The sequence below is a fragment of the Vibrio sp. C8 genome, from assembly GCF_054051265.1.
The window spans coordinates 42,431-66,845 of the sequence record NZ_JBPAOE010000010.1 but is presented as its reverse complement, the minus strand read 5'-3'; the positions used below and the strand labels follow the sequence as shown (position 1 = coordinate 66,845).

Annotated in this window: 25 protein-coding genes; 11 read left to right on the top strand and 14 right to left on the bottom strand. The window is 43.0% G+C overall.

Annotation, left to right across the window (positions count from 1 at the left end; all coding sequences use genetic code 11):
- Positions 1 to 63: 63 nt before the first annotated feature.
- Together ACRQQK_RS05960 and ACRQQK_RS05955 are read right to left on the bottom strand one after the other, a co-directional pair.
- Complete coding sequence (locus ACRQQK_RS05960; protein ID WP_457510430.1) at positions 64 to 2,094, bottom strand: sensor histidine kinase; 2,031 nt, start codon at positions 2,092 to 2,094, stop codon at positions 64 to 66.
- On the bottom strand, positions 2,084 to 3,538 hold the full coding sequence (locus tag ACRQQK_RS05955; RefSeq protein ID WP_457510429.1) for a sigma-54-dependent transcriptional regulator: 1,455 nt from the start codon (positions 3,536 to 3,538) through the stop codon (positions 2,084 to 2,086). The genes ACRQQK_RS05960 and ACRQQK_RS05955 overlap by 11 nt, the downstream gene beginning before the upstream one ends.
- A gap of 279 nt (positions 3,539 to 3,817) precedes the next feature.
- On the opposite strand from ACRQQK_RS05955, the gene ACRQQK_RS05950 reads away from it, so the two are divergent.
- The 6 genes from ACRQQK_RS05950 to ACRQQK_RS05925 are packed head-to-tail and all read left to right on the top strand — an operon-like array spanning position 3,818 to position 8,704.
- Complete coding sequence (locus tag ACRQQK_RS05950; RefSeq protein ID WP_457510428.1) at positions 3,818 to 4,636, top strand: substrate-binding domain-containing protein; 819 nt, start codon at positions 3,818 to 3,820, stop codon at positions 4,634 to 4,636.
- Between the two features lie 9 nt (positions 4,637 to 4,645).
- Positions 4,646 to 5,344 carry an ABC transporter permease gene (locus ACRQQK_RS05945; protein ID WP_042482306.1) on the top strand — a complete coding sequence of 233 codons (699 nt, stop codon included), beginning with the start codon at positions 4,646 to 4,648 and terminating at the stop codon, positions 5,342 to 5,344.
- An 8-nt stretch (positions 5,345 to 5,352) separates the two neighbouring features.
- On the top strand, positions 5,353 to 6,063 hold the full coding sequence (locus ACRQQK_RS05940; protein WP_457510427.1) for an energy-coupling factor ABC transporter ATP-binding protein: 711 nt from the start codon (positions 5,353 to 5,355) through the stop codon (positions 6,061 to 6,063).
- Positions 6,041 to 6,628: a molybdenum cofactor guanylyltransferase MobA gene (mobA, locus tag ACRQQK_RS05935; protein WP_457510426.1), complete on the top strand. Its 588-nt coding sequence runs from the start codon at positions 6,041 to 6,043 to the stop codon at positions 6,626 to 6,628. The genes ACRQQK_RS05940 and mobA overlap by 23 nt, the downstream gene beginning before the upstream one ends.
- Positions 6,625 to 8,394: a bifunctional molybdopterin-guanine dinucleotide biosynthesis adaptor protein MobB/molybdopterin molybdotransferase MoeA gene (locus ACRQQK_RS05930; RefSeq protein WP_457510425.1), complete on the top strand. Its 1,770-nt coding sequence runs from the start codon at positions 6,625 to 6,627 to the stop codon at positions 8,392 to 8,394. Before mobA ends, ACRQQK_RS05930 begins: the two co-directional genes overlap by 4 nt.
- A gap of 31 nt (positions 8,395 to 8,425) precedes the next feature.
- Positions 8,426 to 8,704, top strand: coding sequence for a DUF2960 domain-containing protein (locus tag ACRQQK_RS05925; protein ID WP_102942016.1), 279 nt, complete (start codon positions 8,426 to 8,428; stop codon positions 8,702 to 8,704).
- Between the two features lie 62 nt (positions 8,705 to 8,766).
- Here the strand turns inward: ACRQQK_RS05925 and nagK are convergent, their stop codons facing one another.
- Both nagK and ACRQQK_RS05915 read right to left on the bottom strand, forming a co-directional pair.
- The gene (nagK, locus tag ACRQQK_RS05920; protein ID WP_042482296.1) at positions 8,767 to 9,678 is read right to left on the bottom strand and encodes an N-acetylglucosamine kinase; all 912 of its coding nucleotides are present in this window, start codon (positions 9,676 to 9,678) and stop codon (positions 8,767 to 8,769) included.
- 244 nt (positions 9,679 to 9,922) lie between these two features.
- Entirely contained in the window at positions 9,923 to 10,654 is a 732-nt protein-coding gene (locus tag ACRQQK_RS05915; RefSeq protein ID WP_457510424.1) for a tRNA-uridine aminocarboxypropyltransferase, read from the bottom strand.
- 170 nt (positions 10,655 to 10,824) lie between these two features.
- Here ACRQQK_RS05915 and ACRQQK_RS05910 point away from each other — a divergent pair, with 170 nt between their 5' ends.
- Positions 10,825 to 11,616 carry a sterol desaturase family protein gene (locus tag ACRQQK_RS05910; protein WP_457510423.1) on the top strand — a complete coding sequence of 264 codons (792 nt, stop codon included), beginning with the start codon at positions 10,825 to 10,827 and terminating at the stop codon, positions 11,614 to 11,616.
- Between the two features lie 16 nt (positions 11,617 to 11,632).
- On the opposite strand, the gene ACRQQK_RS05905 is transcribed toward ACRQQK_RS05910, so the two are convergent.
- Entirely contained in the window at positions 11,633 to 13,666 is a 2,034-nt protein-coding gene (locus ACRQQK_RS05905) for a methyl-accepting chemotaxis protein (protein ID WP_457510422.1), read from the bottom strand.
- 57 nt (positions 13,667 to 13,723) lie between these two features.
- Between ACRQQK_RS05905 and ACRQQK_RS05900 the strand changes: the two genes are divergently transcribed.
- The gene (locus tag ACRQQK_RS05900; protein WP_457510421.1) at positions 13,724 to 14,260 is read left to right on the top strand and encodes an NlpC/P60 family protein; all 537 of its coding nucleotides are present in this window, start codon (positions 13,724 to 13,726) and stop codon (positions 14,258 to 14,260) included.
- A gap of 1 nt (position 14,261) precedes the next feature.
- Here the strand turns inward: ACRQQK_RS05900 and ACRQQK_RS05895 are convergent, their stop codons facing one another.
- Positions 14,262 to 14,603, bottom strand: coding sequence for a DUF3802 family protein (locus tag ACRQQK_RS05895; RefSeq protein WP_457510420.1), 342 nt, complete (start codon positions 14,601 to 14,603; stop codon positions 14,262 to 14,264).
- Positions 14,604 to 14,989: 386 nt separating this feature from the next.
- Between ACRQQK_RS05895 and ACRQQK_RS05890 the strand changes: the two genes are divergently transcribed.
- Together ACRQQK_RS05890 and ACRQQK_RS05885 are read left to right on the top strand one after the other, a co-directional pair.
- Entirely contained in the window at positions 14,990 to 15,856 is an 867-nt protein-coding gene (locus ACRQQK_RS05890) for a fructosamine kinase family protein (protein WP_102964191.1), read from the top strand.
- A 169-nt stretch (positions 15,857 to 16,025) separates the two neighbouring features.
- Entirely contained in the window at positions 16,026 to 16,229 is a 204-nt protein-coding gene (locus ACRQQK_RS05885) for a CPXCG motif-containing cysteine-rich protein (RefSeq protein WP_102942012.1), read from the top strand.
- 29 nt (positions 16,230 to 16,258) lie between these two features.
- Here the strand turns inward: ACRQQK_RS05885 and ACRQQK_RS05880 are convergent, their stop codons facing one another.
- Positions 16,259 to 16,855, bottom strand: coding sequence for a riboflavin synthase subunit alpha (locus tag ACRQQK_RS05880; protein WP_457510419.1), 597 nt, complete (start codon positions 16,853 to 16,855; stop codon positions 16,259 to 16,261).
- Positions 16,856 to 16,965: 110 nt separating this feature from the next.
- Between ACRQQK_RS05880 and ACRQQK_RS05875 the strand changes: the two genes are divergently transcribed.
- A complete protein-coding gene (locus ACRQQK_RS05875) occupies positions 16,966 to 18,336 on the top strand; it encodes an MATE family efflux transporter (protein WP_457510418.1) in 1,371 nt (456 codons plus the stop codon).
- Positions 18,337 to 18,507: 171 nt separating this feature from the next.
- On the opposite strand, the gene ACRQQK_RS05870 is transcribed toward ACRQQK_RS05875, so the two are convergent.
- The 7 genes from ACRQQK_RS05870 to ACRQQK_RS05840 all read right to left on the bottom strand — a co-directional run bounded on the left by ACRQQK_RS05870 (position 18,508) and on the right by ACRQQK_RS05840 (position 24,414).
- The gene (locus ACRQQK_RS05870) at positions 18,508 to 19,344 is read right to left on the bottom strand and encodes a patatin-like phospholipase family protein (protein WP_457510417.1); all 837 of its coding nucleotides are present in this window, start codon (positions 19,342 to 19,344) and stop codon (positions 18,508 to 18,510) included.
- 97 nt (positions 19,345 to 19,441) lie between these two features.
- The gene (locus ACRQQK_RS05865; protein WP_457510416.1) at positions 19,442 to 20,212 is read right to left on the bottom strand and encodes a siderophore ferric iron reductase; all 771 of its coding nucleotides are present in this window, start codon (positions 20,210 to 20,212) and stop codon (positions 19,442 to 19,444) included.
- Positions 20,213 to 20,298: 86 nt separating this feature from the next.
- Positions 20,299 to 21,474, bottom strand: a complete 1,176-nt coding sequence (locus tag ACRQQK_RS05860; protein ID WP_457510444.1) for a BTAD domain-containing putative transcriptional regulator — start codon at positions 21,472 to 21,474, stop codon at positions 20,299 to 20,301.
- A complete protein-coding gene (locus ACRQQK_RS05855; RefSeq protein WP_457510415.1) occupies positions 21,474 to 22,094 on the bottom strand; it encodes an energy transducer TonB in 621 nt (206 codons plus the stop codon). Before ACRQQK_RS05855 ends, ACRQQK_RS05860 begins: the two co-directional genes overlap by 1 nt.
- Positions 22,094 to 22,498, bottom strand: a complete 405-nt coding sequence (locus ACRQQK_RS05850) for an ExbD/TolR family protein (protein WP_042482271.1) — start codon at positions 22,496 to 22,498, stop codon at positions 22,094 to 22,096. Before ACRQQK_RS05850 ends, ACRQQK_RS05855 begins: the two co-directional genes overlap by 1 nt.
- Positions 22,495 to 23,037: a MotA/TolQ/ExbB proton channel family protein gene (locus ACRQQK_RS05845; protein ID WP_102942005.1), complete on the bottom strand. Its 543-nt coding sequence runs from the start codon at positions 23,035 to 23,037 to the stop codon at positions 22,495 to 22,497. Before ACRQQK_RS05845 ends, ACRQQK_RS05850 begins: the two co-directional genes overlap by 4 nt.
- Before the next feature lie 9 nt (positions 23,038 to 23,046).
- A complete protein-coding gene (locus ACRQQK_RS05840) occupies positions 23,047 to 24,414 on the bottom strand; it encodes a MotA/TolQ/ExbB proton channel family protein (RefSeq protein ID WP_457510414.1) in 1,368 nt (455 codons plus the stop codon).
- Between the last annotated feature and the right edge of the window lies 1 nt (position 24,415).

Genomic DNA, 24,415 nt, shown 5'->3' with positions numbered 1-24,415 from the left:
AGTTTTAGACTGAGAACAAAATGCCTCGGAATCGAGGCATTTTGCTTTTCTGGGTTATAGAAATTAAGAGACTGATTTAGCGATAATCAGATCTGTTTCTGCCTTCACTGGCAGGAAAACACTGAACACACTGCCCTTACCGACTTCCGACTGCACTCTGATCTCACCACCAGTTTGGCTGAGCATACTTTGAGATACCGATAATCCTAACCCCGTACCATCACGCTTAGTGGTATAGAAAGGATCAAAGATACGTTTGAGATTTTCTGGCTTAATACCGCATCCTTCGTCTTCAATCGTAATAATGGCGCCGCAACAGCGATCTTCTTCAAACCAGTCTTTGCTCTGGATTGTCAGTTTGCCTTTACCATTCATGGCATGGATAGCATTCATCTGTAAGTTAACCAGAATCTGCAACAGCAGATGGCGATTGACTTCAACGGATTTACGAGCGCTAAGATCGACAACAAACTCAATATCTCGCTTTTTGGCACCGGTTTTAACCAAGGTAATGCTTTCTTCAATGATTGGGTTGACGTGCTGCCAGGTAATTTCATCCTGTACGCCGCCTTGTCGGCTGTATTGAAGCAAACTGCGAGTAATATTTCGGATTCTGTCCACCTGCTCCAAAATCGCTTGAATCTCTTCTTCAATGCGGGCGCCTTCTTCACCTAATTCAAATTGAATAAGCTCCGTGTTACCCAAGATCACCGCGGTTGGGTTATTGATCTCGTGGGCTATCCCCGCTGTCAGTTCACCGAGAGCTGCCAGCTTTTCGTGCACAATCAGTTTATCCCGCGTGGTATGAAGCAATTCAATATGGTGTTCGAGTTGTTCTGTTTTCTCTCTCAGCTTAGCCGTTCTAGAGTGAACCTTTTCTTCCAGTTCGTTAGCCGCATTCTGAATTTCATCATTTCGCAGCTGAAGTAGATCAAGCATGTTGTCAAACTGCTTCGCCAGTTGTGCTAGCTCGTGCTTTTCATCTAAGCCAAGCGGACCAATGCGCTGGTTCTTACCCAATTGAACAAGCTTAACTACGCGATGTATACGCTCAATCGGTCGGAAAAGATCACGTGACCCGCGATAGACAAACAGACTTGATATCGCCAATAGTACTAAGGTAGTCACTGCGATTTCAAAGATGTTGGTAAGGTAAGTTTTAACAAACGGCCACATCAGATAGCCGGTATAAAGCATACCAATCACTTGATTGTTTTGATTGCGAATTGGTTGATAAGCCGTGATATACCAAGCATCGTATACATACGCTCGATCAATCCAGTCTTCACCACGAACTAGGACGGCTTGTTTCACTTCGTTAGAGACTCGGGTACCTATTGCTCGCCCTTCTCTTTCATCGCTATTGAGCGGCACATTGGTACTAACGCGTAAGTCATCTAAGAATAAAGTGACGGTGCCCACTGGTCTTAACTTATCGTGTGTATAGGGATAAACAATATCGCGGATTTCGTCGATTAACCCGCTACTGTTGTTCAGTAACTCACCTCCATCAAGAAAGCCAATCGCCTTATTGTTACTGTCATATACCGTCACTACTGTACGGCTGACTAAACCTCTACTCTCGACAACGTCTCCGCTCAATTCTTGAACCTTTGCGCGTTGCGCTAGGCTCGGTTCTAGCTTTTGCAGTTCTTCACCACTAAGCACATCAAAAAACGTTTTATTCTGGCTCAGCTCAGTATAGTGAGCCTCATTTTCTGTTGAGTTAATGGGGTGGAAAGTCAGGAAATCGACTTGATAGTGCTGTTTTTGGTTTTTCACCCAAACGTCTACAGAGCTTATGGACTGACCGTTCAAACGCACTCGAAACTCATAAGAATCCGCTAGCGCCTGAATCCGATTCACCTGATTCTGTTGTTGGATTGAAATTGATTTATTGGCAACGCCCAGTCTTTCGGCAACATCAACAAGTGTACTCTGCCATGTGTAATGAAGAGACCAATAGACTGAAATTGCAATCAACGCGAGTAAGGTAAAGCCTATGGGAACGGACGTCAGAATCAAAAGACGATAGCGAACCATGGTCTGAAAGCGATGTTTCCATTTACGCCACAGCGGAAAATCATTCCACATTTTCAGTACCTTCGCTTTCCCACTCTTTGTACTTACGTTCTAACGTTTTTCTTGCGACGCCCAGATCTCTCGCAGCGGCCGATTTATTTCCTTCGTGGAAATCAACCAGTTGTTCAATATGCGCACGCTCTACATCTTTAAGTGTCCAAGCATTAGGATAACCCGTTGCCTTATCACGCTTTTTGTTTTCAATGTACTCAGGCACGCCTGCCACATATGACACTGTCACTGAAACATTGGTTGGATGTGCTATGCCATTCATCTCACGCCAATAATGTGCGGGCGGCTTACCCAACAAGATGCAGCGTTCTATAAGATTCTTCAGTTCTCGGATATTTCCCGGCCAATCATAATCGTTCATCGCACTGACATCTTCATGCGCCCACTTCGGAACAGGCACTGCAAGTTCTTTACACAGTTTTTGCGTAAAAAATGGTACCAACTCTCTTAAGTCGCTTTTGCGATCACGTAAAGGCGTGACATCAATTTTGAGTACGTTTAGACGGTAATAGAGATCGCTTCGGAAACGACCATGTTCGACTTCTTTTTGCAGATTTCGGTTTGTCGCGGCAACGATTCGAACATCGACGTTTATCTCTCTTTCAGAACCTACAGGGCGAATGGCTCGTTGCTCTAATACTCGCAACAAAGAAGATTGCATGGTAAGTGGCATCTCTCCAATTTCATCGAGAAACAAAGTGCCACCATTAGCCACTCGGAACAGACCTTCACGGCTTTTCTTCGCCCCAGTAAATGCGCCTGAAGTATGTCCAAACAATTCGCTTTCCAATAACTCAGGAGCAATTGCTCCGCAGTTAACAGGAACAAATGGCCCTTTTCGGCCACTGGCCTCGTGAATTCCACGCGCTACCAACTCTTTACCTGTTCCCGATTCACCTTCAATTAACACCGAAGCTCTTGAAGGGGCAAACTGTAAGATTAGCTGCTTGAGCTGTTTCGTTTTTTCAGACTGACCAATAATTTGACTTGTAGTATGCCGCTCAAAGTCATGCTTTAACGCATATTGCATGCGGGCACTTAAGCATTTATCCATACAGCGTTTAACAGCCTGCATCATCTGTTCTAGGTTAAATGGTTTAAGAATGAAGTCTGACGCACCAAGTTTTAGCGCTCTGATTGCTGTCTCTAAGTCGGCATAGCCCGTCATAAAGATAACTTCGGCTTTATGGTATTCGTCGTTAAAAGCTTCTTCCCATTCAATACCAGACCGACCGGGTAAGTTGATATCGAGAATGATTAAATCGTAATGATTGGCCGTTCGCAGTGATTCAGCGTCTTCAATAGAGCTTGCACAATCCACTTTTGAAAACCATTTGCTTAAGGCTTTCTTCAAAATAGCTTGCATACCCATTTCGTCATCGACAACAAGAACAGAAAACGCCTGATATAAAGGAACTTGTTTTGAATCTATAGTATTGCTCATGAGTTTCTCAACGATAATTCACTAGGACATAACGACTCACATAACCATACTACTGATGTGCCCATACTGAGACATTTTGTCCCTACAAATGTGCGCCATCGCCTAATTTTGTAAGATTAATCATGATATTGTCTGTTTCCCATACAAAAAGCCTAGCTTTAAATGTGGCATCCAGTTTGCTATGTCTGTTCTGCGATAAGTCAGATTCAATTATCGTTAAGACGTAAATTGGCGATAGTTCTAGTTCGGCCCACAATTAAAATTAAAATGGATTTCATAATGAATAATAAGATTTCTCTTGCTCTTGCAACAACGTCATTGGTTTTAGTCAGCTATTCAGCATCCAGTGCGGATGATACACAACGCATTCGTTTAGCCACCACGACCAGTACCTACCACTCAGGTTTGTTAGACTACTTACTGCCTACTTTTGAAAAAGAAGCCGGTTATAAAGTGGATGTCATCGCGACAGGAACCGGTAAAGCATTAAAAATGGGTGAAAACGGTGATGTTGATTTGGTAATGACACACGCACCTAAAGCAGAAGCAGACTTTGTTGATAAAGGATTCGGTGTACTGCCTCGTAAACTGATGTACAACGATTTTGTTTTAGTTGGCCCAAACAGCGATCCCGCTAGAATCGCGCAACAGAAAAATGTCCTTGATGCTTTCAGCCATATTGCCAAAGACGGTGTGACATTCATTTCTCGAGGTGACGATTCCGGCACACACAAGAAAGAATTGGGTATTTGGGCTCAGGCTAAGATTGAACCAAACTTTGGTGGTTATAAGTCTGTAGGACAAGGCATGGGACCAACGCTCAACATGGCTTCTGAGCTGCAAGCCTATACACTGACTGACCGTGGTACGTGGTTGGCCTATCAGAACAAACTTGACCTTAAAATTGTGTTTGAAGGCGATGACAAACTGTTCAATCCATACCAAGTGATTCTTATCAATCCAGAGCGTTACCCTGCTACCAATTATCAAGCAGCAAAAGCGTTTAGTGATTGGCTGGTTTCTGAAGAAGGACAACAGAAAATCAACAGTTTTACCCTTAACGGACAACAACTTTTTGTTGCGAACGCAGACAAATAACGGTCGTGTATGAGCCTTTGGCAAACTACCCAAGACGCACTGACATTACTGATTAATTTTGACGCTGAACTCTGGGAGATCGTTGCGGTCTCCTTTAGCGTTTCATTATCAGCTATTTGTGTGGTGTTAATTCCTGCAATGCTTTTTTCGTTTTTGCTTGCCTACAGCAACTTTCGCGGTAAATGGCTTTTGCTGTCAGTGATAAACACACTTCAAGCGGTTCCAACTGTCGTGATTGGCTTGCTTTTATACATGTTACTTTCACGCTCTGGGCCATTGGGAAACTGGTCGTTGCTATTCACACAAAAGGCGATGATCTTGGGTCAGATGTTGATTTGCTTCCCTATCCTGGTTTCTATGATGCACGGCACTCTTCAATCCAGTGATCGACGCTCGGTCGAAACCGCTATGACTCTTGGCGCTTCGACACCACGGATTGCAGCGACCATTATCTGGGAAACTCGTTTTCCGTTATTAGCTGCCGTGATCGCAAGCTTTTCAAGAATCGTGACCGAGGTGGGCTGTTCTATGATGGTTGGCGGAAACATTATGGGCTTAACGCGAAACATCCCTACCGCCATTGCTATGGAGAGCCATAAAGGCGCTTTTGCTCAAGGAGTTGCATTAGGAATGGTGCTACTATGCTTGGCACTGGCCTTGAACTTTGCACTTTCCGCAATGCGTGGAAAAGGCTTTTTGAGAACGTAAGGATAAGAATGACAATAACACTTAACGCTCAAAAGTTATCAATGCGTTTTAAAGATCGAGTGCTGTTCCACATTGATCATTTGTCTATTGGGCCAAACGACGCTATTTACCTAAAAGGCGATAATGGTGTCGGAAAAACAACCTTACTTAAAATTTTGGCGGGATTGCAGAAACCTTCCACTGGAAGTGTTTCAAACTCACTGCCTTGGTGGCAACGAGTTGTTCATTCGTCCGCTCGTCATCAAGTTATCTATCTTCATCAAACCCCTTACCTGTTTGATGCGACCGTGTATCAAAACGTGCTGTACGGAATTAAATTTTCGGCACTGAGTACAAAAGAAAAACGTTCAACCGTAATAAATGCATTGCGGATGGTGGGTTTAGAGACTCTGGCAGACGAACATATCTCGGTTTTGTCTGGTGGGGAGAAACAGCGTGTGGCAATGGCACGCGCATGGATTCTTAATCCTTCTATTTTGCTCATGGACGAACCGAGTGCGTCACTTGATCAGGAATCTATCGACAGACTGGTTATAATGGCAAAAGATTTGTTGGCCAGAGGTTCCAGCCTTGTTATCACGAGCCATCAAGCCAATGCACTAACCGCAATATGTAAAAAACAATGGTGGATTAATGATTGCACACTTATCGAAACACCATTGCTACACATAATAAAACCAGAAAAAGAGAGAACCAATGTTACTTCCCTCTCAAACTAGTTGGGTCATTCTTGCCGGTGGGCAAGCGACTCGAATGGGTGGAAATGATAAAGGGCTTATTAAGCTTAATAACAAACCGCTAATTGAACATGTCATTGAACGCTTGCAGCCACAGGCTTCGCAAATTCTGATCAACGCCAATCGTAATCTAGATAAATATAGTCACTATGGTACGGTCATTAGCGATAGCTTCACTGGTTTCCCCGGACCTTTGGGGGGTATTCACAGTGGTTTAGTTAACGCGCAGACGGATTGGGTCGGTTTTGTCCCTTGTGATAGTCCGTTAATTTCCGATGATCTTGTTGAGCGCTTCTGTCACGCAGTCAACGACGAAAGCGATATTATTGTTGCCCACGATGGAGAGCATTCTCAGCCCGTATTTACGCTCTACCACAAACATGTTTTGCCAAAACTCACTGCATTCTTAGAGCGTGGCGACAGAAAGATAATCTTGCTTTATAACGACTGCCACACTGACTACGTCGACTTCAGTGATTCACCACAGTGTTTTGTCAATTTAAATACGCCAGATGAACTGGCGCAATTCGGAGCGTTACAAATATGAGTCCTCAACGCCCTTCACTGCCTCTATTAGGTTTCGCCGCATACTCAGGAACAGGCAAAACGACATTGCTTGAAGCACTCATTCCAAAATTAACGAATGCAGGGCTACGCTTAGGCGTTTTAAAACATGCTCATCATGACTTTGATGTCGATATTCCCGGCAAAGACAGCTATCGATTACGCAAAGCTGGTGCAAGCCAAATGCTCATCGCATCGCGTAATCGTCATGTAATGATGACAGAAACTCCAGATGCAGAAGCTGAGTTCAATTATCTGCTTAGTCGTTTTGACTGCGAAAAACTAGATATTATCTTGGTCGAAGGCTGCAAAAATATTGCTTTCCCTAAAGTTGAGTTACACAGAAACGAACTCAATAAACCGTGGTTGTATCCAAACGATAAAAACATCATTGCGATTGCTGCAGACGAAGCAGTTGAAAGCGAACTCCCGCAGCTCAACATCAACGATTTAGATGCTATCGCGCAGTTTGTTGTGGATTACGCAAAAGGTTTTGGCACAGAAAAGCCGACCTCGGGTAGCTGTGATACCTTGTCTCCTGCTTTTTTATCGGTAGAACAAGGACGTCAAGCGATACTCGAACGCGTTCAAACGCTGACAGATGTTGAGACTACTGAGTTGCCAAACGCATATAACCGAGTATTGGCGAAAGACATTACATCGCCAGTGAATGTGCCGAGCTACAGAAACTCTGCTATGGATGGTTTTGCTATACGCGGCGATGACTTGAATCGCGAACACTATCAAGTGGTCGCAGAGATAATGGCTGGTGACAGCTACGCTAACGTTGTTGAACATGGTCAGGCAGTGAAAATCATGACCGGAGCTGCGGTTCCGAAAGGCGCTGACACTGTCATCATGCGTGAACAAGCAAGCGTATCTGGTGAAACCGTGACTTTTGGCAGTGCAACAATCAAAGCAGGTCAGAATGTCCGCCAAGCGGGCGAAGATTTAGCCATTGGCCAGAATGTTTTTTCCATTGGTCAGCGTTTATCTTCACCTGAAATAGGCATGTTGGCGTCATTAGGGATGAATCATGCTCCGGTTTATCGAAAATTAAAAGTTGCTATTTTTTCTACAGGCAACGAGGTTCAGGCTCCTGGTACACCTGCCAGTGAGTCACATATCTTTGATTCTAATCGATACACACTCATGGGGCTGTTAGCCCATTTAGGCTGTGAGACCATTGACCTTGGAATCATCGAAGATGATGAGCAATCCATGGTGAATGCTTTGAACAACGCTTCTCAATCGGCAGACGTTGTTTTGACCTCTGGTGGTGTATCGGTTGGTGATGCCGATTTCATTAAGTCTGCCCTAGAATCTTTAGGCACAATAGAATTCTGGCGCATCAACATGCGTCCCGGCCGCCCTCTCGCGTTTGGCAAAATTAACAACACACCTATCTTTGGTTTGCCGGGTAATCCGGTTGCCGTTATGGTCTCGTTCATTAATTTTGTAGAGCCCGCACTGCGTAAAATGCAAGGTGAAGTAAACTGGAATCCATTGAAAGTTCCTGCGGTCGCAACAGAAGATCTCCGTTCTCGCCAAGGGCGAACAGAGTTTACTCGTGGCATTTACAGCTTTAATGAACTAGGACAGCTGACAGTGAAATCGACAGGAAAACAAGGTTCAGGGATTTTACGCTCTATGAGTGAAGCCAACTGCTTAATTGAAATATCTCCGGCAGTAGACACAGTTAAAGTCGGCGAAAGCGTGACAATTATCCCACTTCAAGGCAGAATCTAGCGCTTAGAATTTGCTGCAAACGAGAGAAGCTATGGCTCGCACAATTATTTATACCTACAAAGATGAAGAGAAGACGCTGACTTTCTCTTACCAACAGCACAGAAATATCCACGAAGCTGTTGCAGAAGCAGAAGGCATAGACATTACAGACTTTCTGAAAATGGAGCAGCAGCTAGAACTTATTTCTGACTCTAAAGCAGTTCGCAACTATCGCGACAACCATTTCAAAAAGCTAGGTTTTGGTATCATCACGTTGAAACCAAAAGAAAACTTAGGTGTGGGTAAAAAACCAAAACCTCAAGTTAAGTAATTAGAAGTAAAAAAGAAGGGCTTGAATAATCAAGCCCTTCTTCGTTTTTATTCTCTACTGCATTACTTGATGTTCAAGAATGCGGCACCGCGTACGCCGCCTGAATCACCGTGTTTTGCTTTGATGATTTTCGGACATTTAGCAACAGAAAGTAGGTGCTTTGAAATTCGCTTAGGCACTTCTTGGTAAATCAACTCAAAGTTTGACAGACCACCACCAAGAACCACAACATGTGGATCATGTGCAGTGAAGATGTTACCAAAGCAGATTGCTAACAGTTCCATGAACAGGTCAACATGTTTTACTGCTTTCTCTTCACCTTCGTTATAAGCATTGATGATGTCGATAGCTTTCTTTTTCTCGCCATTGTTGTGAGCATAAATCAGCTCAAAACCGCGTCCTGAAAGATAGTTATCCATACAGCCTTTATTACCACAGCCACATTCTAGAAGTGGTGCTTTATCACCGCCTAGATGGAACCATGCATCAATAGGAAGACGCATATGACCGATTTCACCCGCTACGTGGTTACGGCCAGAAAACACCTTACCGTTATAGATAAGACCGCCGCCGAATCCAGTACCTAGGATCAAACCTAGCACTGACGGTTCGTCTTTTAGCTCATCATCCCATGCTTCAGAAAGAGCAAAACAGTTCGCATCGTTTTCAATTTTTACACTGCGACCAATCTTAGCTTCTAAATCGGCACGTAGTGGTTTACCTTTTGCTGATGGAACGTTTACTGTCAGCACTGTTGCATCGTCAGCATCTTCCATACCCGGTAAACCTAAACCAATCGTGCCTTCTACACCAAATTCAGCATCATACTTAGCGACAAGACCAGCGATGGTTTCAACAAGCTGTTGGTAATCTTCAGTTGGTGTCGGAACACGTTCAGTTGCCACACGTTCAAGTTTCTCGTTGAACGCACCAAATTCAATCTTAGTGCCACCGACATCAAAGCCGTAATACATGCAAACCTCTCCTACTCTATCCCGGTAATAGGGAAATCATTAAAATCGACTCACTCACCAATTGCACCATCTGTTATCCGATTTCAATTCAAGGTATCTATCTGATATCTGCACAATTAATTCGCGATTAAAAAATATTGGCTTATTATCCATAACCGACCCTATGCAATCCGTGACCAAACACTTATTTATCCGGCTACAAGTGCTGATTGCGCAAATGTGAAGCAGTATTGGGTGCTGAGTCTCAATCTAAATTTTGCTTAAACAGCAAATAATCTCTCAGTGCGGTTTTTTCTTCTTTCGGTTTAATTCTTGTTTTACCTAACAGATAGCTTTCTTTGAACGTTTCAAACCACAAACGCAACGTTTCTGCGCCAAGACGCTCACCAAACTTGTCTAGTACGAGACTGGCCACTTCAGCGGTGGCAAGATGCTGTTCATTGTCCGACTTTCTCATCACATATTGTGAAAGTACCTGTGGCTCGATGGCGATCAATGGCAAGTCAGCGAGATAAGGAGATTTTCGAACGATTCGCTTTGCTTCGCGCCAACTGCCATCGACAAAAATAAGCAATGGCTTTTTGCCAAAAGCAATATTCTTAACCTGATGCATGACTCTTGAATGTTCTTCTTCTGTTTCAGCAGGAAAAACGAGCACCGGAAAATAAGCTGGATTCTGTAAAAGATCTAACATCTGAGAATCAGGATCTGTGCGACTCCACTGATAGACATAAGTTTCTTTCACTGTATCGGCAATAAGTCTGCCCGTGTTACTTGGCTTAAAGACTTCTTGCTGAGAAACAATAAGTAAAACCGCAACTTGCGTTTCAATGTCAGGCTGGTGTTGACACAAACAATGCGTCAAACCGACATTACAATAAGCGCAACGTTGAATTTTACAACCGCGAGCAAGAAAAGGTTTTGTTGATCGTTCGAGCCGATATTGGTACAAACGATGGAAAGCATGGATTCTCATATTTTGTCGAAGTACTGAAACGTTCGAAGTACTTAATACTTAGAGTGACTAAAAGTGGCGCAGAGTTTAACTGCTGTTACTTGAGTTCTCCAGCGCAATTTGAACTGGGGACGATGATTGGATTACATAAGCATTGTAAAACCGTAAATGGGTATCACACGGAGGTGGATATGTCCTACCAACCAGAAACCATCAGGCTAGCGTTTTTTGTTCTTGTGCTATTGATTTGTGCATTTTGGGAGTCAAATGCACCTCGTAAACACCTCTCTCAGAACAAGTCGATCCGTTGGATAAATAACTTAGGTCTAGTCGGGTTAAACAGTGTGTTGATCGCTCTGTTAATGCCGATTGTCGCGATTTCAGCAGCAAGTTGGGCAGAAGCTCACTCGTTTGGTCTTATGAACTGGCTAAATGTTTCTCCGTTCTGGGCACTTGTCTTTTCTGTTGTATTACTTGATGGTGTGATTTATTGGCAGCACATCATGTTCCACAGTATTCCTTTTCTTTGGCGTTTGCATCGAATGCATCATGCTGATCAGGACATTGATGTGACGACTGGAGCACGATTCCACCCTATCGAAATATTGATTTCCATGTGGATAAAAATCGGAGCCGTAACCTTAATCGGCGCGCCGGTTTGGGCTGTGGTTACGTTTGAAATTGTGCTAAACGCCAGCGCGATGTTCAATCACAGTAACGCGAGACTGCCTTTAAAAATCGATGCTTTGCTACGCAAACTGATTGTGACACCGGATATGCACAGAGTTCACCACTCAGTTATTGAGCGAGAAACCCACTCCAATTTTGGCTTTTTCTTATCTATTTGGGATCGCTTGTTTGGTACTTACATCGCTCAGCCTTATTTGGGTCATGATGAAATGAGAATTGGCTTACCGATGTTCAAGCGTTCTAGAGAACAATGGTTGGATAAAATGCTTACCCAACCATTTAGAGAGAAGTAAAGATAGTGACGAGTCGCTAGCTCAGAGCATATTTATCAAGCATCGTTTTTTGTTGTCCGGCGATGTTTGCGACTTGTTGTGAGCTATCAACCATAGACTCTATCTGCTGCTTTGTTTGTGTTGCCTGATCAGAAATCTGTACGATTGAACGACTGACCTCCGCTGTCGCACGCTCTTGCTCTTCAGTTGCGACTGAGATCTGTTCTATTCTCGCTCTGATATGGTTTACAGCACTTTCGATATCCGCAAAGGTCAGTTTTACTTCTTCGCTTGATTGAAGCGCAGATGTCATTTCATTTCTCGAATCGGTCACTGCTTGACGTGATTTAGCAGCAGAAGCTTCAAGCTGACTCATCATGTCGCGAATACTACCTGTTTGCTGTGTTGTGTCTTTTGCAAGTTTACGGACTTCATCTGCAACGACAGCAAAGCCTCGGCCGTGGTCACCTGCCCGAGCAGCTTCGATGGCCGCGTTTAACGCCAGCAAGTTTGTGCTTTCTGCAATACCAGTAATGAGATCCACTAACTCGCTGATACGCGAAACGCTGGTATCTAGTTCAGACATCGCTGATTCATTGGTATTCAGAGAAACTTCTAGCGCTTCCAATCTGTAGCGATTCTGCTCTACAGCTTTAACTCCTTGGGAAGAATGCTCTGCCGCTGTGACAGAATCTGTATACGAATCATTGGTAACCCCTGCGATTTCGCGAATAGACGCTTCTAACTGGTTGATGGTGGTTACCATACTTAACAAAGCTTCGTTCTGAATAGATAACCCTTGATTCGAATGTTCCGCAGCGTCATGGCTAAACTGCGCTGTCTGATAGAGAGATTCACAGTTGGAGGTGACTGTTGTCAGTGACTCGTTAGTAGATTGAATGACTTGATTGAGCTTACCTGAAATATCATGAAATTCCATAGGCCCCACTAACTGAGCTGTGTGGCTGAAATCATGCTCTGTCATATACGTAAGATGGTTCGTTATGTTATTCATCCCTTTATTTATCCAAACACGTAAGCCAAGCCAAGAGAGCACAACAATAGCAACCAATACACCACCGCCGATGAGTAACGCCAAAGTTATTTCACTGATGGTATTTTGCACTTCAGTTTCTTTGGTTTGAATGATGCTGGTTGTAATATCTGACAGTTCCGATAGCTGTGCCGCAATGGTATCTGCCATCAAGGCTGCTTGAGTAAAATCCGCGTTTTGTGTTTGTGCGGTTTCCAAACGAACCATGATTTGATCCAGAATGCCGCCTGCTTTGAATCCTTCTAGAACCATTTGGTAAGGTGCTGTCAGGCTAGCAAATTCATTAATATCAGGGTGCCACTCTTTGAAGTCATCAAACGCCAGCTCTAAACCAGAAATACGAGTTTTCAGTTCTTTAAACTCTTTTTGTGCCAGTTCCATGTCTTCTTGAACCATAAAGAGCAGGAAGGTACTTTCCATTACTCCTGAAGCAGCAACAAAGCGGTTCGCGGCATCCATTGACTCTGGATTATCTATAGCTAAGAAAGACGCGATACGGTTCATTTCAGGCCCAATTGAACTTAAACCATATCGGAACCCTGTTGCTTGTTCGGCAATCTTCGCCGTTTGCTCAAGCTGAGTTTGTTGTGACTGTATAATTGCAGCGGAGAATTTAGAGAACTTATCAATATTATTTGTTAACTGCTGTTGAACGGTTGGTTCAATAAGCGTACCGAACTCCTGAGTAATTCCTTTCATCTCTTCCAAACGAAGATCGGCATTTTGATCCAAAGTTAATAATTCAGCGCGAATATTATTCAGTTCATCGACTGTTTTTGCTCTGGTGCTGTAACCAATATATTTTGCTTGCTCAAGAATGTTCTGAGTTAGCGCTGCATTATTGTTTGATAACGGTAATGCTCGTTCTGATAAGTGGCTAAATTGATAACCAATTTTGTCGATACCACGAACACTGGTGACAGAAAGCGCTATGACAAGTATGGTTATGGTGATAAAAATAACGGAAAGTGTTTGAATAAGTGAAAACGTTATTCGGTGCTTGGCAGAATTATTCATTTCAAAGGTAGTCCAGTACCAGTTCAAATATAACGATGGGTATATTAGGTAATTTTTATGACACATTTATTTCATAAACCAATAATTAGACGCTCAATGTATTGGGTTTTTATGGTTTCTTTAGTCACTGGATGTGCTCAGAATCAGACTTCGAAATATTCAATTACTCAAGATAAAGACCTCTTGGGTTCAAATACTGGCATAGAAAAAGTGACCGAGCGCGAAGCGTCTTTTTTTAGCGTCTATAACCAGTGGCAAGGCGTGCCGTACCGTTTAGGTGGGAATAATAAAAACGGAATTGATTGCTCTGCATTTGTGCAGATAGCCTATCGTGACGCTTGGCAGCTTCCATTGCCAAGAACGACTAAGTCTCAAAGTAAAGTTGGTGAGAGCGTTAAATATGACGCAGCTAAATATGGTGATTTAGTCTTCTTCAAAACGTCAAAAACAACGAATCATGTTGGTGTTTATTTGGGGAATCTTAGATTTATGCATGCTTCCACATCACAAGGGGTAATCATATCTCGTATTGATAACCCCTATTGGGCATCCAAATTTTGGCAATTCAGAAGAGTGGATAGCTTGTCTGATTGATTTAATCGTAAGTCGCTACCGCGCTATCAAATAAATTTTTAACCAGTGCAATGTATTCATCCAGAAAAATGATTTGATCGTTCGTTGCGGGTTTTGCCCATACGCCAGCTAACACCTCTCCTAAATCCTCCACTACAGAATCCGCTTCTTTAAGAAGTTGAAAACGTACACTTGAATGAAGTTCAGGGTTCTGTTCGAAAACAGCCATGATGTTACTCGCTACCATATCAGTAACGACATCTTCTACGCTTTCTTTACCGGTGTCACCGCCACGGGTGAATACATCCATGTTGAATGCAAGATGTTCTATTAGCGCTAAATAACCATCGGTTTCTACAACCACTTTAATTCTCCGCTTTACTGCTTCGTCACCAGTAACTCACTGTACCTTCAATAATACTAAGCCATGTGAGGAAAATTTCACACATTTGATATGTTTGCTTGATGAAATTTCAAACGATTCATTGATAAAAGTCTAACTTAGTGCAAGAAAGCTATAGACTTTATGCTCTCAGTTAGGGACTAAATCATTTGTTGAACTCATTGTGACTTTCTATTCAATCAAAAGGCAATATCGTTCGTGAAACGTTTTATGAGTAAGTTCACAAATATGCGGATTAACTGTCTAGCAAAACTAAGTTAATGAAATTATTTGCTTTACGGTCCAGTAAAGTCACATTGATTGTTCTAAACTAATATGGACTAAAAAACGGTCATGGAGTTCATACTATGTGGCAAGCTATCACCCAGCAACTCTCAGATACTTTAATGTTTCAATTCGATCTTGTAGAGAAAACAAAACTACAAGGTGGTGACATTAGTGAAAGTTATATGATTACCGACGGTAAAGAGCGGTATTTTGTGAAGCTTAATGACCGCAATTTTTTACCTAACTTTGAAGCTGAAGCTGAAAACCTCCGAGTCCTAAGAGAAAGCAGCAGTATTCATGTTCCTGAACATGTTCTTACCGGCAGTACCAAAGATCACTCTTTTATTATCCTTAACTACCTCGTTACCAAACCTCTTGATGACGCGACGAACAGCTTTAAATTCGGGCTTGAACTGGCTAAGTTACACCAATGGGGTGACCAGAAGGAATACGGTTTCGACATTGATAATTACTTGGGCTGCATTGTTCAACCAAACAATTGGACCAAGAAATGGTGTCAGTTCTTCGCGGAACAAAGAATTGGCTGGCAACTTCAACTGATGCATGAAAAAGGCGTGCATTTGGTCAACATCGATGAATTCGTAGAAGTGATTAAGCAAAGACTTGCGAACCACACTCCCCGACCGGCGTTGCTACATGGCAATTTGTGGAACGAAAATGTCGCAAATTCGCCAATAGGCCCAATTTGTTATGACCCTGCAACTTATTGGGGGGACAGAGAGTGTGACATCGCCATGACTGAACTGTTTAATGGCTTTCAACCAGAGTTCTATCAAGCCTATGAAGAAGTACTGCCTTTAGACTTTGGCTATGTCGAACGAAAAGACATCTATAACCTCTACCACATACTGAATCACTACAATCATTTTGGTGGTCATTACTTAGATGAAGCTGAGTATCTAGTTAAGAAAATTCTGTCATTCTAAACTTATTGATTAGTTATCTATGTTGTTAAAAATAAACAAAAAAAGAGCTAATAATCTTTAGCTCTTTTTTCTTTGTGACAAAGTTTAAATTTGCACTTATTTCTCGTTCAGAATCAACTTCTCGTCTTACTATTAAAATAAGAACAAAAGAAAAAGAGCGAGAATTAAAATGAAAAACTTTATACAAAAATCAATTCTATGCCCCCATTGCGGGCACCATGTTCCTGTGACGTTAGATTCATCAAATGGCAGCCAAGAGTTTTATGATGACTGCCCTGCTTGTTGCAATCCGATTCACATGAATTTGATGGTCAACGAACAATTAGACACAGTAGAACTTCAAGTCGATGCGGATGACGAACAAATTTTCTAACCGCTTTTGATTTTTGAACTGATCAAAAACTATTGTTTGGCAGCCAGCACTCGTTCAACGGTATCTACAATCGCTTGAGTTTGTGGATCAAGTTCAACATTCACTTTGTCACCCACAAAGAGCGTTCTCTGTAACGTTTCAGGAATGAGGTGAACGTTAAAACGATTCTCCCTGACTTCCCCAATTGTCAGCGAGCAACCATCTAAGCCAATAAATCCTTTCGGCAAAACATACTTCATATATCGAGGTGATAACTCGAACCAAATCGTCTTATTGTTTGGTGTTTCAATCACGTCTTTAATAGTAGCGGTATCCATAATGTGACCAGACATCGTATGGCCACCAATTTCATCACCAAATTTTGCTGCTCTTTCTACGTTGACCAACGAGCCAACTTCCAGCTCTCCTAAATTGGTTAGCTTAAGCGTTTCTTGCATTAAATCGAATGAAACACGATTTTCATCGATATGTGTGACGGTTAAACAGCAACCGTTGTGAGCGATGGAAGCACCAATCGATACCCCTTGATTTAATAAGGGTTCTAGCTCAATAACATGGGTTTGAAATTTGTCTTTTTTATCAATAGCCACGACTTTCGCCATGCCTTGCACAATCCCAGTAAACATTTAGTATTTCCGATAGTTTTTCGTGGTGATCAGTGTGACATTTCTTTATCATTCCCACCAGTACGACCCGCCGATTAATTAAGCAGTAAATATTCCGTTCGGAGAAGTTTGTGCAACATTATAAAAATGAAATAAAAAAATTAGTAAAGTTATCAACGCCAGTTCTCATTGCTTCCATTGCTCAAACCGGTATGAGTTTCGTCGATACCGTTATGGCTGGTGGCGTAAGCGCTACCGACTTAGCGGCGGTGTCCGTTGCTTCGAGCATTTGGATGCCGACCATTCTATTTGGTATTGGGCTTTTGATGGCATTAGTGCCTGTCGTCGCTCAGCTAAATGGCTCTGGAAGACAGCATAAAATCGCATCGACTATACATCAGGGTGGATTTTTAGCTTTAATTGTTTCGATTCCAACCATCATAGTGCTTCTACAGGCTGGTGCTATTTTGGAAGTAATGGAAGTTGAAATTTTAATGGCGCAAAAAACCATCGGTTATATCACTGCGATGATCTTTGCCGTACCTGCATTCTTGCTGTTTCAGGTATTACGTAGTTTCGCCGAAGGTATGTCTCTTACTAAACCTGCGATGGTGATTGGTTTCTTTGGCCTATTGATCAACATCCCGCTTAACTGGATATTCGTATATGGTAAGTTAGGCGCGCCTGCGCTTGGCGGTGTTGGTTGTGGCGTAGCGACTCTGATTGTGTACTGGCTAATGTTTTTGATGTTGTTGTTCTATGTAGCGACATCGAACCGCCTTGCACACATTAAATTGTTTGAACGCTTCCATAAGCCTGAATTCAAACCTCAATGGCGCTTGTTCAAGCTGGGATTACCTGTTGCAGCATCTATCTTTTTTGAGGTTACACTCTTCGCTGTTGTAGCTGTTGCCTTAGCGCCTCTGGGTTCATTGGTTGTTGCTTCTCATCAAGTTGCCATCAACTTCTCTTCGTTGATTTTTATGTTACCTATGAGTATCGGTGCAGCCGTATCAATTCGAGTCGGACATACTCTGGGTGAAGAAGATGTTAAGGGTGCAGCTGTCGCGTCGCACGTGGGGCTATTTTTTGGTGTTGCAACGGCATTAATGACCGCAGCTTTTACATTGATATTCCGCGAACAAATCGCGTATCTATATACTGATAACAGAGAAGTAATTAACTTGACGATGCAATTGCTGATCTTTGCGTCTATTTATCAATGTACCGATGCGATTCAGGTGATCGCTGCAGGCTCACTGCGTGGATATAAAGACATGAATGCCATATTTGTCCGAACCTTTATTGCCTATTGGCTGCTTGGTTTACCGACCGGATATGCGCTGGCAATGACAGACTGGATTGTCGAGCCGATGGGAGCTAAAGGTTTCTGGATAGGTTTTATTGTGGGTTTAAGCTCTGCAGCCATAATGCTGAGTTTCAGATTATTGTGGATACAAAAACAGGATGAGCAAATTCAACTGGATTTTGCGTCTAAGTAATTTGCTTTACAACAATAGATTAAAGGTCAGCAATTGCTGACCTTTTTCATATGCGGTTTAGTCGTTTTCACTTTCTAAATAGGTATCTTCTAACCCTGCGATTACGCTCTGATACGTGTCGATTTCACACACAAACACGACGATTTTCTCTATAAAGCTCATAATGTGCTCCTACTCTTTCAAGCCGTGAACATGCATACGACCTGCAATCAATCCCATGCTGTATCCATGATCCAACAATGCCTTGTTCATGGTTAGGCGTTTAACTGCAAAATGCTCTGGTGGTGCAATCACCCGTATGTGAGCGTCTTTCGGTGGATTACGAATAAACTCAAGCGAACCATTATATTTTTCAGCTCGCGCGGTGACGGCTTTCGCCACTTCCGGATAGCGAGCAAAGAGTTTTTTCATCATCCATTTGCTTTTCACTTTCGGCATTTCGTAACTTTCTGGGTGTGAAAGTACGACGGTAATATCTCTGGCTCCTCGACGATAAGCTTCTTTAACTGGAATGGAATCTGAGACACCACCATCGGTATAGCATTGCCCATCAAAACAAGGTGTTTTTTTATATACGAGTGGCAACGCTGAAGTCGCCTCTATTGCCGTAACAAAATTTTCTGGTGTTACTTGATAGTAGTCCGGCTTACCTGTTTGGATATTTGTCGCGGCAGCATAAAACGGTACTGAAGAAAAAAGAGCCTCTTCATTAATGGGATAACGTTTATTCGCTTCATCAAGCAACCAGCGAACATCGACCAAATCACCACCTTTTAAAAAGCGGCGCGGATTATAGAATTCGCTACTGGTAGCAAGTTGCGTAATCACTTGGTAACTGCGTAACGGTTGATTAGACAAATAGCTGACAAGATTAGAAGCACCAGCAGAAACACCCATTACAAAATTATATGGGCGGTGGCTTAGTTCCATAAACGAATCAAGTACGCCGCTAGCAAATATGCCACGCATCGCCCCACCTTCTACTACTAACGCTTTCTGTCCTGGCATTATTAAACCCTTATTATTGTTCTAACCGTATAAAGATAAATCTTAGTGGTTAAGCTCGCAAATGGGTTTGATTTATCAATTGGATAGATATTACCGATTAAGCAGTAACTTCTTTAGCTGTAATCAGTTTCGTCGACTTGTTTGCTTCGAGACGTGGGCAGTTTGCGCATAGTGACCGTCCTTCACATTTATAGACCAGACAACAACTGGTTCTGACCAATTTTAATTTGTTGGTGGTGCTATCAATTTTGAGGTTACTGATATGCTTTTGTGGCAAATCAAAGGCCTCTAACCAAAGTTGCGCATGTCTAAGGATGGTGGTGTTTGAGTAGCTTGGTCTGATTTCTTGTAAACGTACTAAACAATTTAACAGATGATCAGCAAGTAGATGATGCGTGAAACCCGGACGAATTCTTCCCCACTGATTGATAGCATCCCTATAAGTTTCAAACAGATGAGATAATTGCTGCCCCGCTTTTTTAATCAGTGTTGCGCGACAAGCATGTGTCCATTCATGATCTCTAAAGTTAAACCCTGCGATAAAACAGCTCTGTTTGTTTTGAGAAATGGTTGAAACGTCTGGTAGTGCTCGCTGTGTATAAATCGCGACAAAGGAAACAAAAACTGGCTGCCAGCAAAGCAAATCCCATGTGCGAGTTAACCAATACGATGGGCCAGCTTCTGGATTCCGTTCGGCGAGTTCATTGTAAAGCCGCTCAATCGACTCAGGACTTAAAGAATGGGCCGGCTCTTTGAATGTAGTTGTCTCTTCAAGACAGCCATCCAAGTATGGAGTTATCTGTCTGGCATGAAGGAATAATTTTTCGAAATGTAGAGTGGATAAACCCATTGACAATACCTGTACCATTAAGAATTCATCAAATAGTATCCATTATCATTACCATGTGCGAACTATTATCATTACAATAAAATGGCCTATAAATAGGCCATCTCTTAAGAAGTTTGGTTGTCTTTTACTTTGCGTAGCTGCGTTAAATACTTTATCCAGCTTTTTGCTTCTTCTGATGGCTCAAGATTGTTGGCTTTCTTCGCTTCAATCAATGCTGGTTCGAGCTGGTTAAGTTTATACAGAGCCTTGGTTCGGGCTAAAGCAACTTGAGCTTGTTTGCCCTTCTCTTTGACATTATCCAACTCAGATAATGCATCATCATAGCGGGCTTGTTGCATGAGTATCTGAGCAATATTCCAGTGGTATTTCGCATCGAATTTAGAAGCTAATGCCCAAGCATCGATTGCTTTATCCCACTCTTTTGCTTGTTGCCAGTAATAAGCACGCTCAGTGATTAAATCCACATTCGTCTGCGCTTCTTTCAAGTGCTCTAATACAAGCCCTGCACGCTCAGGAATACCGTTATGCGCATAAAGCTGAGCTAATAAACGTAAATCCGCATCACTCAATTCGATTTTTTGCAATTGAGCTAAACCTAAACTGCTTAATGCATCTTTTTTCTTGCCGGTTCGCAGCTCCAAGTTAACCAGTTGCAACCACCAGTTACTACGTTGTGGCTCCAGATTAATCAGCTTCTTAAGGGTTGGAATAGCTTGCTCCCAGCGCTCAAGCTGAAGCTGCGCTCCCAGCTTAACCGAAAGTGGAGTCACGCTATCCGGCTGTTTGAATTTGTCATATTTAGAGATTGCAGCCAGTGTTTTTTGCCACTGCTCCATCTGGTAATGAACTTGCGCAATTCGCAACCATAGTTCGCTGGCGTTCTGGGTCGTTGGTATGTTTTTGCTTAACTGATAGTAATGAGGCAACGCTTGCTTATACTGCTGATTCATCAGAAGCAGGTCTGCTAACATACGCTCTGTTAGCCAACCTTGATCATCTTTGAGTTCGCCACTTGCAACTGCTTGTTCCAAAGCCGTGATAGCCGGTTTGAGCTGTTCATTCTGCCAATAGAAAACACCAAGCATTCGAGAAAAGTAAGCCTTGTCATAAGCTCGGGAAACATCGGCTGTTCTAAGCGTTTCAATCGCCTGAGACAGTTTGTTCTCTTGCGCCAACTGATTGGCTTTCAGCGCTTTATTGGCTGCATACTGACTCAATTCCGCAGCAACACTCCAAGATGCGGAACTTATCAGTAATAGACAGATGATCATTCGTTTCATCATTTGGCTAACTTAAACTCCAATTTCACAGATTGTCCGGGTTGAGTAACCGCTTTGCCATCTACTAGTTTAGGCTGATACTTCCAGTTTCTTAGCGCACGTATCGCTTCACGCTCAAACACTCGCTTAGGTTCAGCTTCCAGAACTTCGATATCTGTTGGTTGCCCTGTTTCGTCAATGGTAAAACTCATCACCACATAGCCTTCAATCCCCCTAAGTAAAGCGCGGGCTGGGTATGTTGGCTCGACACGATGCAGCGGCATCGCTTGTTGATTCGCACCAATATCACCAAAGGTTGGTGCGTTGATAGCAATACCATTGATCGCTGTATCTAAACCTAATGATGGAACACTCGAAAGCTGAGAACTGTTTGCTACAGCAGTCTGCTTTTGCGAAACCGGTGATTCAGGAGGCGGATCTGGTAATTCTGGTAGTTCTGGAACACTTCGTTGTCTTCGTTGCACTTGATTTTCTTGCTCTAACATCACCATGTTGAAGCTAAGAGGTTGGCTCGCTTTAGGTGCGCCTTGATTACCGTTATCAACCATCCAAGCCATAAATGCGAACAAGCTGAGAGAGATAAGTGCAGCTATCGGCGTCGCGAACAATAAACGCAGCATCAACGCTTCTCCGCGGCAAGTGCAATACTTTTAACCCCTGCACCTTTGGCTGCATCCATTACTTGTACGACGGTTCCGTTATAGGCATGCTCGTCAGCCTGAATCACCAATGAAGCTTCAGGTTGCTCCAGCAACAGGTGCTCTAGTGTTGCCTGCACTCTTTCTACATCCACTTGTCGTTTATCAATAAAGATGTCGTTCGCGGAGGTAATTGCTACGAAAATACCAGCATCTTTTTGACTGACCACATTCGAAGCCGTAGGACGGTTAACTTCCACGCCTGATTCACGAACAAATGAACTCGTCACGATGAAGAAAATCAACATGATAAATACGATATCCAACATTGAAGTGAGGTCTATTTGAGCCTCTTCTTGCTGGGATTGACGTCGACCGAGTCTCATCGTTGACTCCTTAAAGATTTTTCTAATTTCATTTCTAACAGACGACAGGTTTTCACTAAACGAGCGTGAACAAACATACCTGCTAACGCAGCAACCATACCAGCCATAGTCGGCAGTGTGGCCAGTGAAATACCTGACGCCATTAATTTTGGATCGCTGCTGCCTTGAGTTGCCATCACATCAAAGACTGAGATCATCCCCGTCACTGTGCCTAGTAAACCCAGCATTGGACAGATAGAAACCATCACTTTAATAACATTAAGATTCTGAGTTAATGCGATGTGTGCTTGCCCAATCCACCCTTGCTTAATGGCGTGAGCATGCCACGAGTGATGCTCACTGCGTTGATGCCATTGCTCAATCCACTGTTTACGCTGCTTAGGAAAAGTAAACACCAGAAAAAGAATACGCTCGATAACCAACAACCAATACACCGCAACAACCGCAGCCAACCACCACAATACTGCGCCACCCTGATCCATAAACTCAGTCAGTGGTAAAAACAGATCATTGAGTGGCATTAACCAGTCAGCTTGCATTTTCAACCCTTACGCCGCATTGACCATTTTCGCAGAACCGGTTTCGCTGCTTTCACGTTCAGCTTGCTCTGCCACTAAACCAATACCCTGTTTTTCCAAAATATTGCGTATGTTCTCTGCCTGAGTACTTAAAATATTGTGTGCAAGTAACAGCGGCATAGCAGCAACAAGGCCTAATACAGTTGTTACTAGTGCCATCGAAATACCGCCCGCCATCACTTTAGGGTCGCCATTACCGAACTGAGTAATTACTTGGAAAGTTTCGATCATACCGGTTACGGTACCAAGCAAACCAAGCATTGGCGCAAGTGCTGCCAGCAGTTTGAGCATTGACAAACCTTTTTCTAAACCTGTTTGTTCATCAACAACGGCTTCTAAAAGACGCAGTTCTAAAGCTTCAACGCTGCGATGCTTTTCTTTGTCGTGAACAGAAAGAACTCGACCCAGCGGATTGTTTCCGGGTTGCTGTGGATTTTTAAGCTGTGCGGAAATCTTTTGACGAGCAATAGCCAGTGAAGCACCACGATATAGAGCAATCACTAAACCGATAGCCAATAGCACAAGTATGATTTTTCCGACTACACCACCCGCTTCAAGACGCTGTTCAAGCGTAGGCGTCAAGGCTAACTGTTCTAGCAGAATGCCGTGTGACGGATCCATAACAACAAATGAAACATTGCCGTTTTCTAAAGCTTTTAGCGAGTTCAGTGTTGGTGCATTTTCAGGCTGAATCGAATACGCGACAGCATCTTTGCGACCATTATTCCACTGCAAATAACCTTGCTCTGAAACCAGTCCAAAAGATCCGAGACGGGTAGCTTGAACCGTTTGTTTGCGACCTTCACCATCAATCAAGGTTACGTTTGTGGTAGAAGTTTCACCACTTGCTGTAATCTGCTCTTGCATCGCTTGCCACAAACCCGTCAGCTGTTTCATCGAAGGCAAAGATTTAGCGGCAACGATATCTTCAATTACGCCAGCATTGATTTGGCGATCAACACCTGTCACTGATTGCGAAAGATCCCCTTGGATTTCTTTCGCGTTTTGACGAACAACACCAAAAATTTCGCCGAGACTCCCCGTCTCCAGACGCAGTTTTTCTTCTAAACGAGCCAGCGAATCTTCATTTTTAGAAAATTCGGCAGAAAGTTTGTCCGCTTGGCTTTGTAGATTGTTTCGCTTCGCCAACAACTGAGCTTTTTTATCCTTCAGTTGTTGTTCAGTAAGCTTGAACTCCGCTTCACGTTTAGCATCGTGATTACGTTGAACTGTATTTTCTGTTTTCGCTTGGCTAACAATATCCGTCGCAGCAACTGCAGATGCATTAGCACCAATCAATAACGCAGCGCAGAGTAACGGGGCAAATTTGTTGTTCATA

Excerpts from the sequence above, each read along its gene's own strand:
- ACRQQK_RS05960 (WP_457510430.1), bottom strand. The coding sequence starts at position 2,094 with ATGTGGAATGATTTTCCGCTGTGGCGTAAATGGAAACATCGCTTTCAG.
- ACRQQK_RS05955 (WP_457510429.1), bottom strand. The coding sequence starts at position 3,538 with ATGAGCAATACTATAGATTCAAAACAAGTTCCTTTATATCAGGCGTTT.
- ACRQQK_RS05950 (WP_457510428.1), top strand. The coding sequence starts at position 3,818 with ATGAATAATAAGATTTCTCTTGCTCTTGCAACAACGTCATTGGTTTTA.
- ACRQQK_RS05945 (WP_042482306.1), top strand. The coding sequence starts at position 4,646 with ATGAGCCTTTGGCAAACTACCCAAGACGCACTGACATTACTGATTAAT.
- ACRQQK_RS05940 (WP_457510427.1), top strand. The coding sequence starts at position 5,353 with ATGACAATAACACTTAACGCTCAAAAGTTATCAATGCGTTTTAAAGAT.
- mobA (WP_457510426.1), top strand. The coding sequence starts at position 6,041 with ATGTTACTTCCCTCTCAAACTAGTTGGGTCATTCTTGCCGGTGGGCAA.
- ACRQQK_RS05930 (WP_457510425.1), top strand. The coding sequence starts at position 6,625 with ATGAGTCCTCAACGCCCTTCACTGCCTCTATTAGGTTTCGCCGCATAC.
- ACRQQK_RS05925 (WP_102942016.1), top strand. The coding sequence starts at position 8,426 with ATGGCTCGCACAATTATTTATACCTACAAAGATGAAGAGAAGACGCTG.
- nagK (WP_042482296.1), bottom strand. The coding sequence starts at position 9,678 with ATGTATTACGGCTTTGATGTCGGTGGCACTAAGATTGAATTTGGTGCG.
- ACRQQK_RS05915 (WP_457510424.1), bottom strand. The coding sequence starts at position 10,654 with ATGAGAATCCATGCTTTCCATCGTTTGTACCAATATCGGCTCGAACGA.
- ACRQQK_RS05910 (WP_457510423.1), top strand. The coding sequence starts at position 10,825 with ATGTCCTACCAACCAGAAACCATCAGGCTAGCGTTTTTTGTTCTTGTG.
- ACRQQK_RS05905 (WP_457510422.1), bottom strand. The coding sequence starts at position 13,666 with ATGAATAATTCTGCCAAGCACCGAATAACGTTTTCACTTATTCAAACA.
- ACRQQK_RS05900 (WP_457510421.1), top strand. The coding sequence starts at position 13,724 with ATGACACATTTATTTCATAAACCAATAATTAGACGCTCAATGTATTGG.
- ACRQQK_RS05890 (WP_102964191.1), top strand. The coding sequence starts at position 14,990 with ATGTGGCAAGCTATCACCCAGCAACTCTCAGATACTTTAATGTTTCAA.
- ACRQQK_RS05885 (WP_102942012.1), top strand. The coding sequence starts at position 16,026 with ATGAAAAACTTTATACAAAAATCAATTCTATGCCCCCATTGCGGGCAC.
- ACRQQK_RS05880 (WP_457510419.1), bottom strand. The coding sequence starts at position 16,855 with ATGTTTACTGGGATTGTGCAAGGCATGGCGAAAGTCGTGGCTATTGAT.
- ACRQQK_RS05870 (WP_457510417.1), bottom strand. The coding sequence starts at position 19,344 with ATGCCAGGACAGAAAGCGTTAGTAGTAGAAGGTGGGGCGATGCGTGGC.
- ACRQQK_RS05865 (WP_457510416.1), bottom strand. The coding sequence starts at position 20,212 with ATGGTACAGGTATTGTCAATGGGTTTATCCACTCTACATTTCGAAAAA.
- ACRQQK_RS05860 (WP_457510444.1), bottom strand. The coding sequence starts at position 21,474 with ATGAAACGAATGATCATCTGTCTATTACTGATAAGTTCCGCATCTTGG.
- ACRQQK_RS05855 (WP_457510415.1), bottom strand. The coding sequence starts at position 22,094 with ATGCTGCGTTTATTGTTCGCGACGCCGATAGCTGCACTTATCTCTCTC.
- ACRQQK_RS05850 (WP_042482271.1), bottom strand. The coding sequence starts at position 22,498 with ATGAGACTCGGTCGACGTCAATCCCAGCAAGAAGAGGCTCAAATAGAC.
- ACRQQK_RS05845 (WP_102942005.1), bottom strand. The coding sequence starts at position 23,037 with ATGCAAGCTGACTGGTTAATGCCACTCAATGATCTGTTTTTACCACTG.
- ACRQQK_RS05840 (WP_457510414.1), bottom strand. The coding sequence starts at position 24,414 with ATGAACAACAAATTTGCCCCGTTACTCTGCGCTGCGTTATTGATTGGT.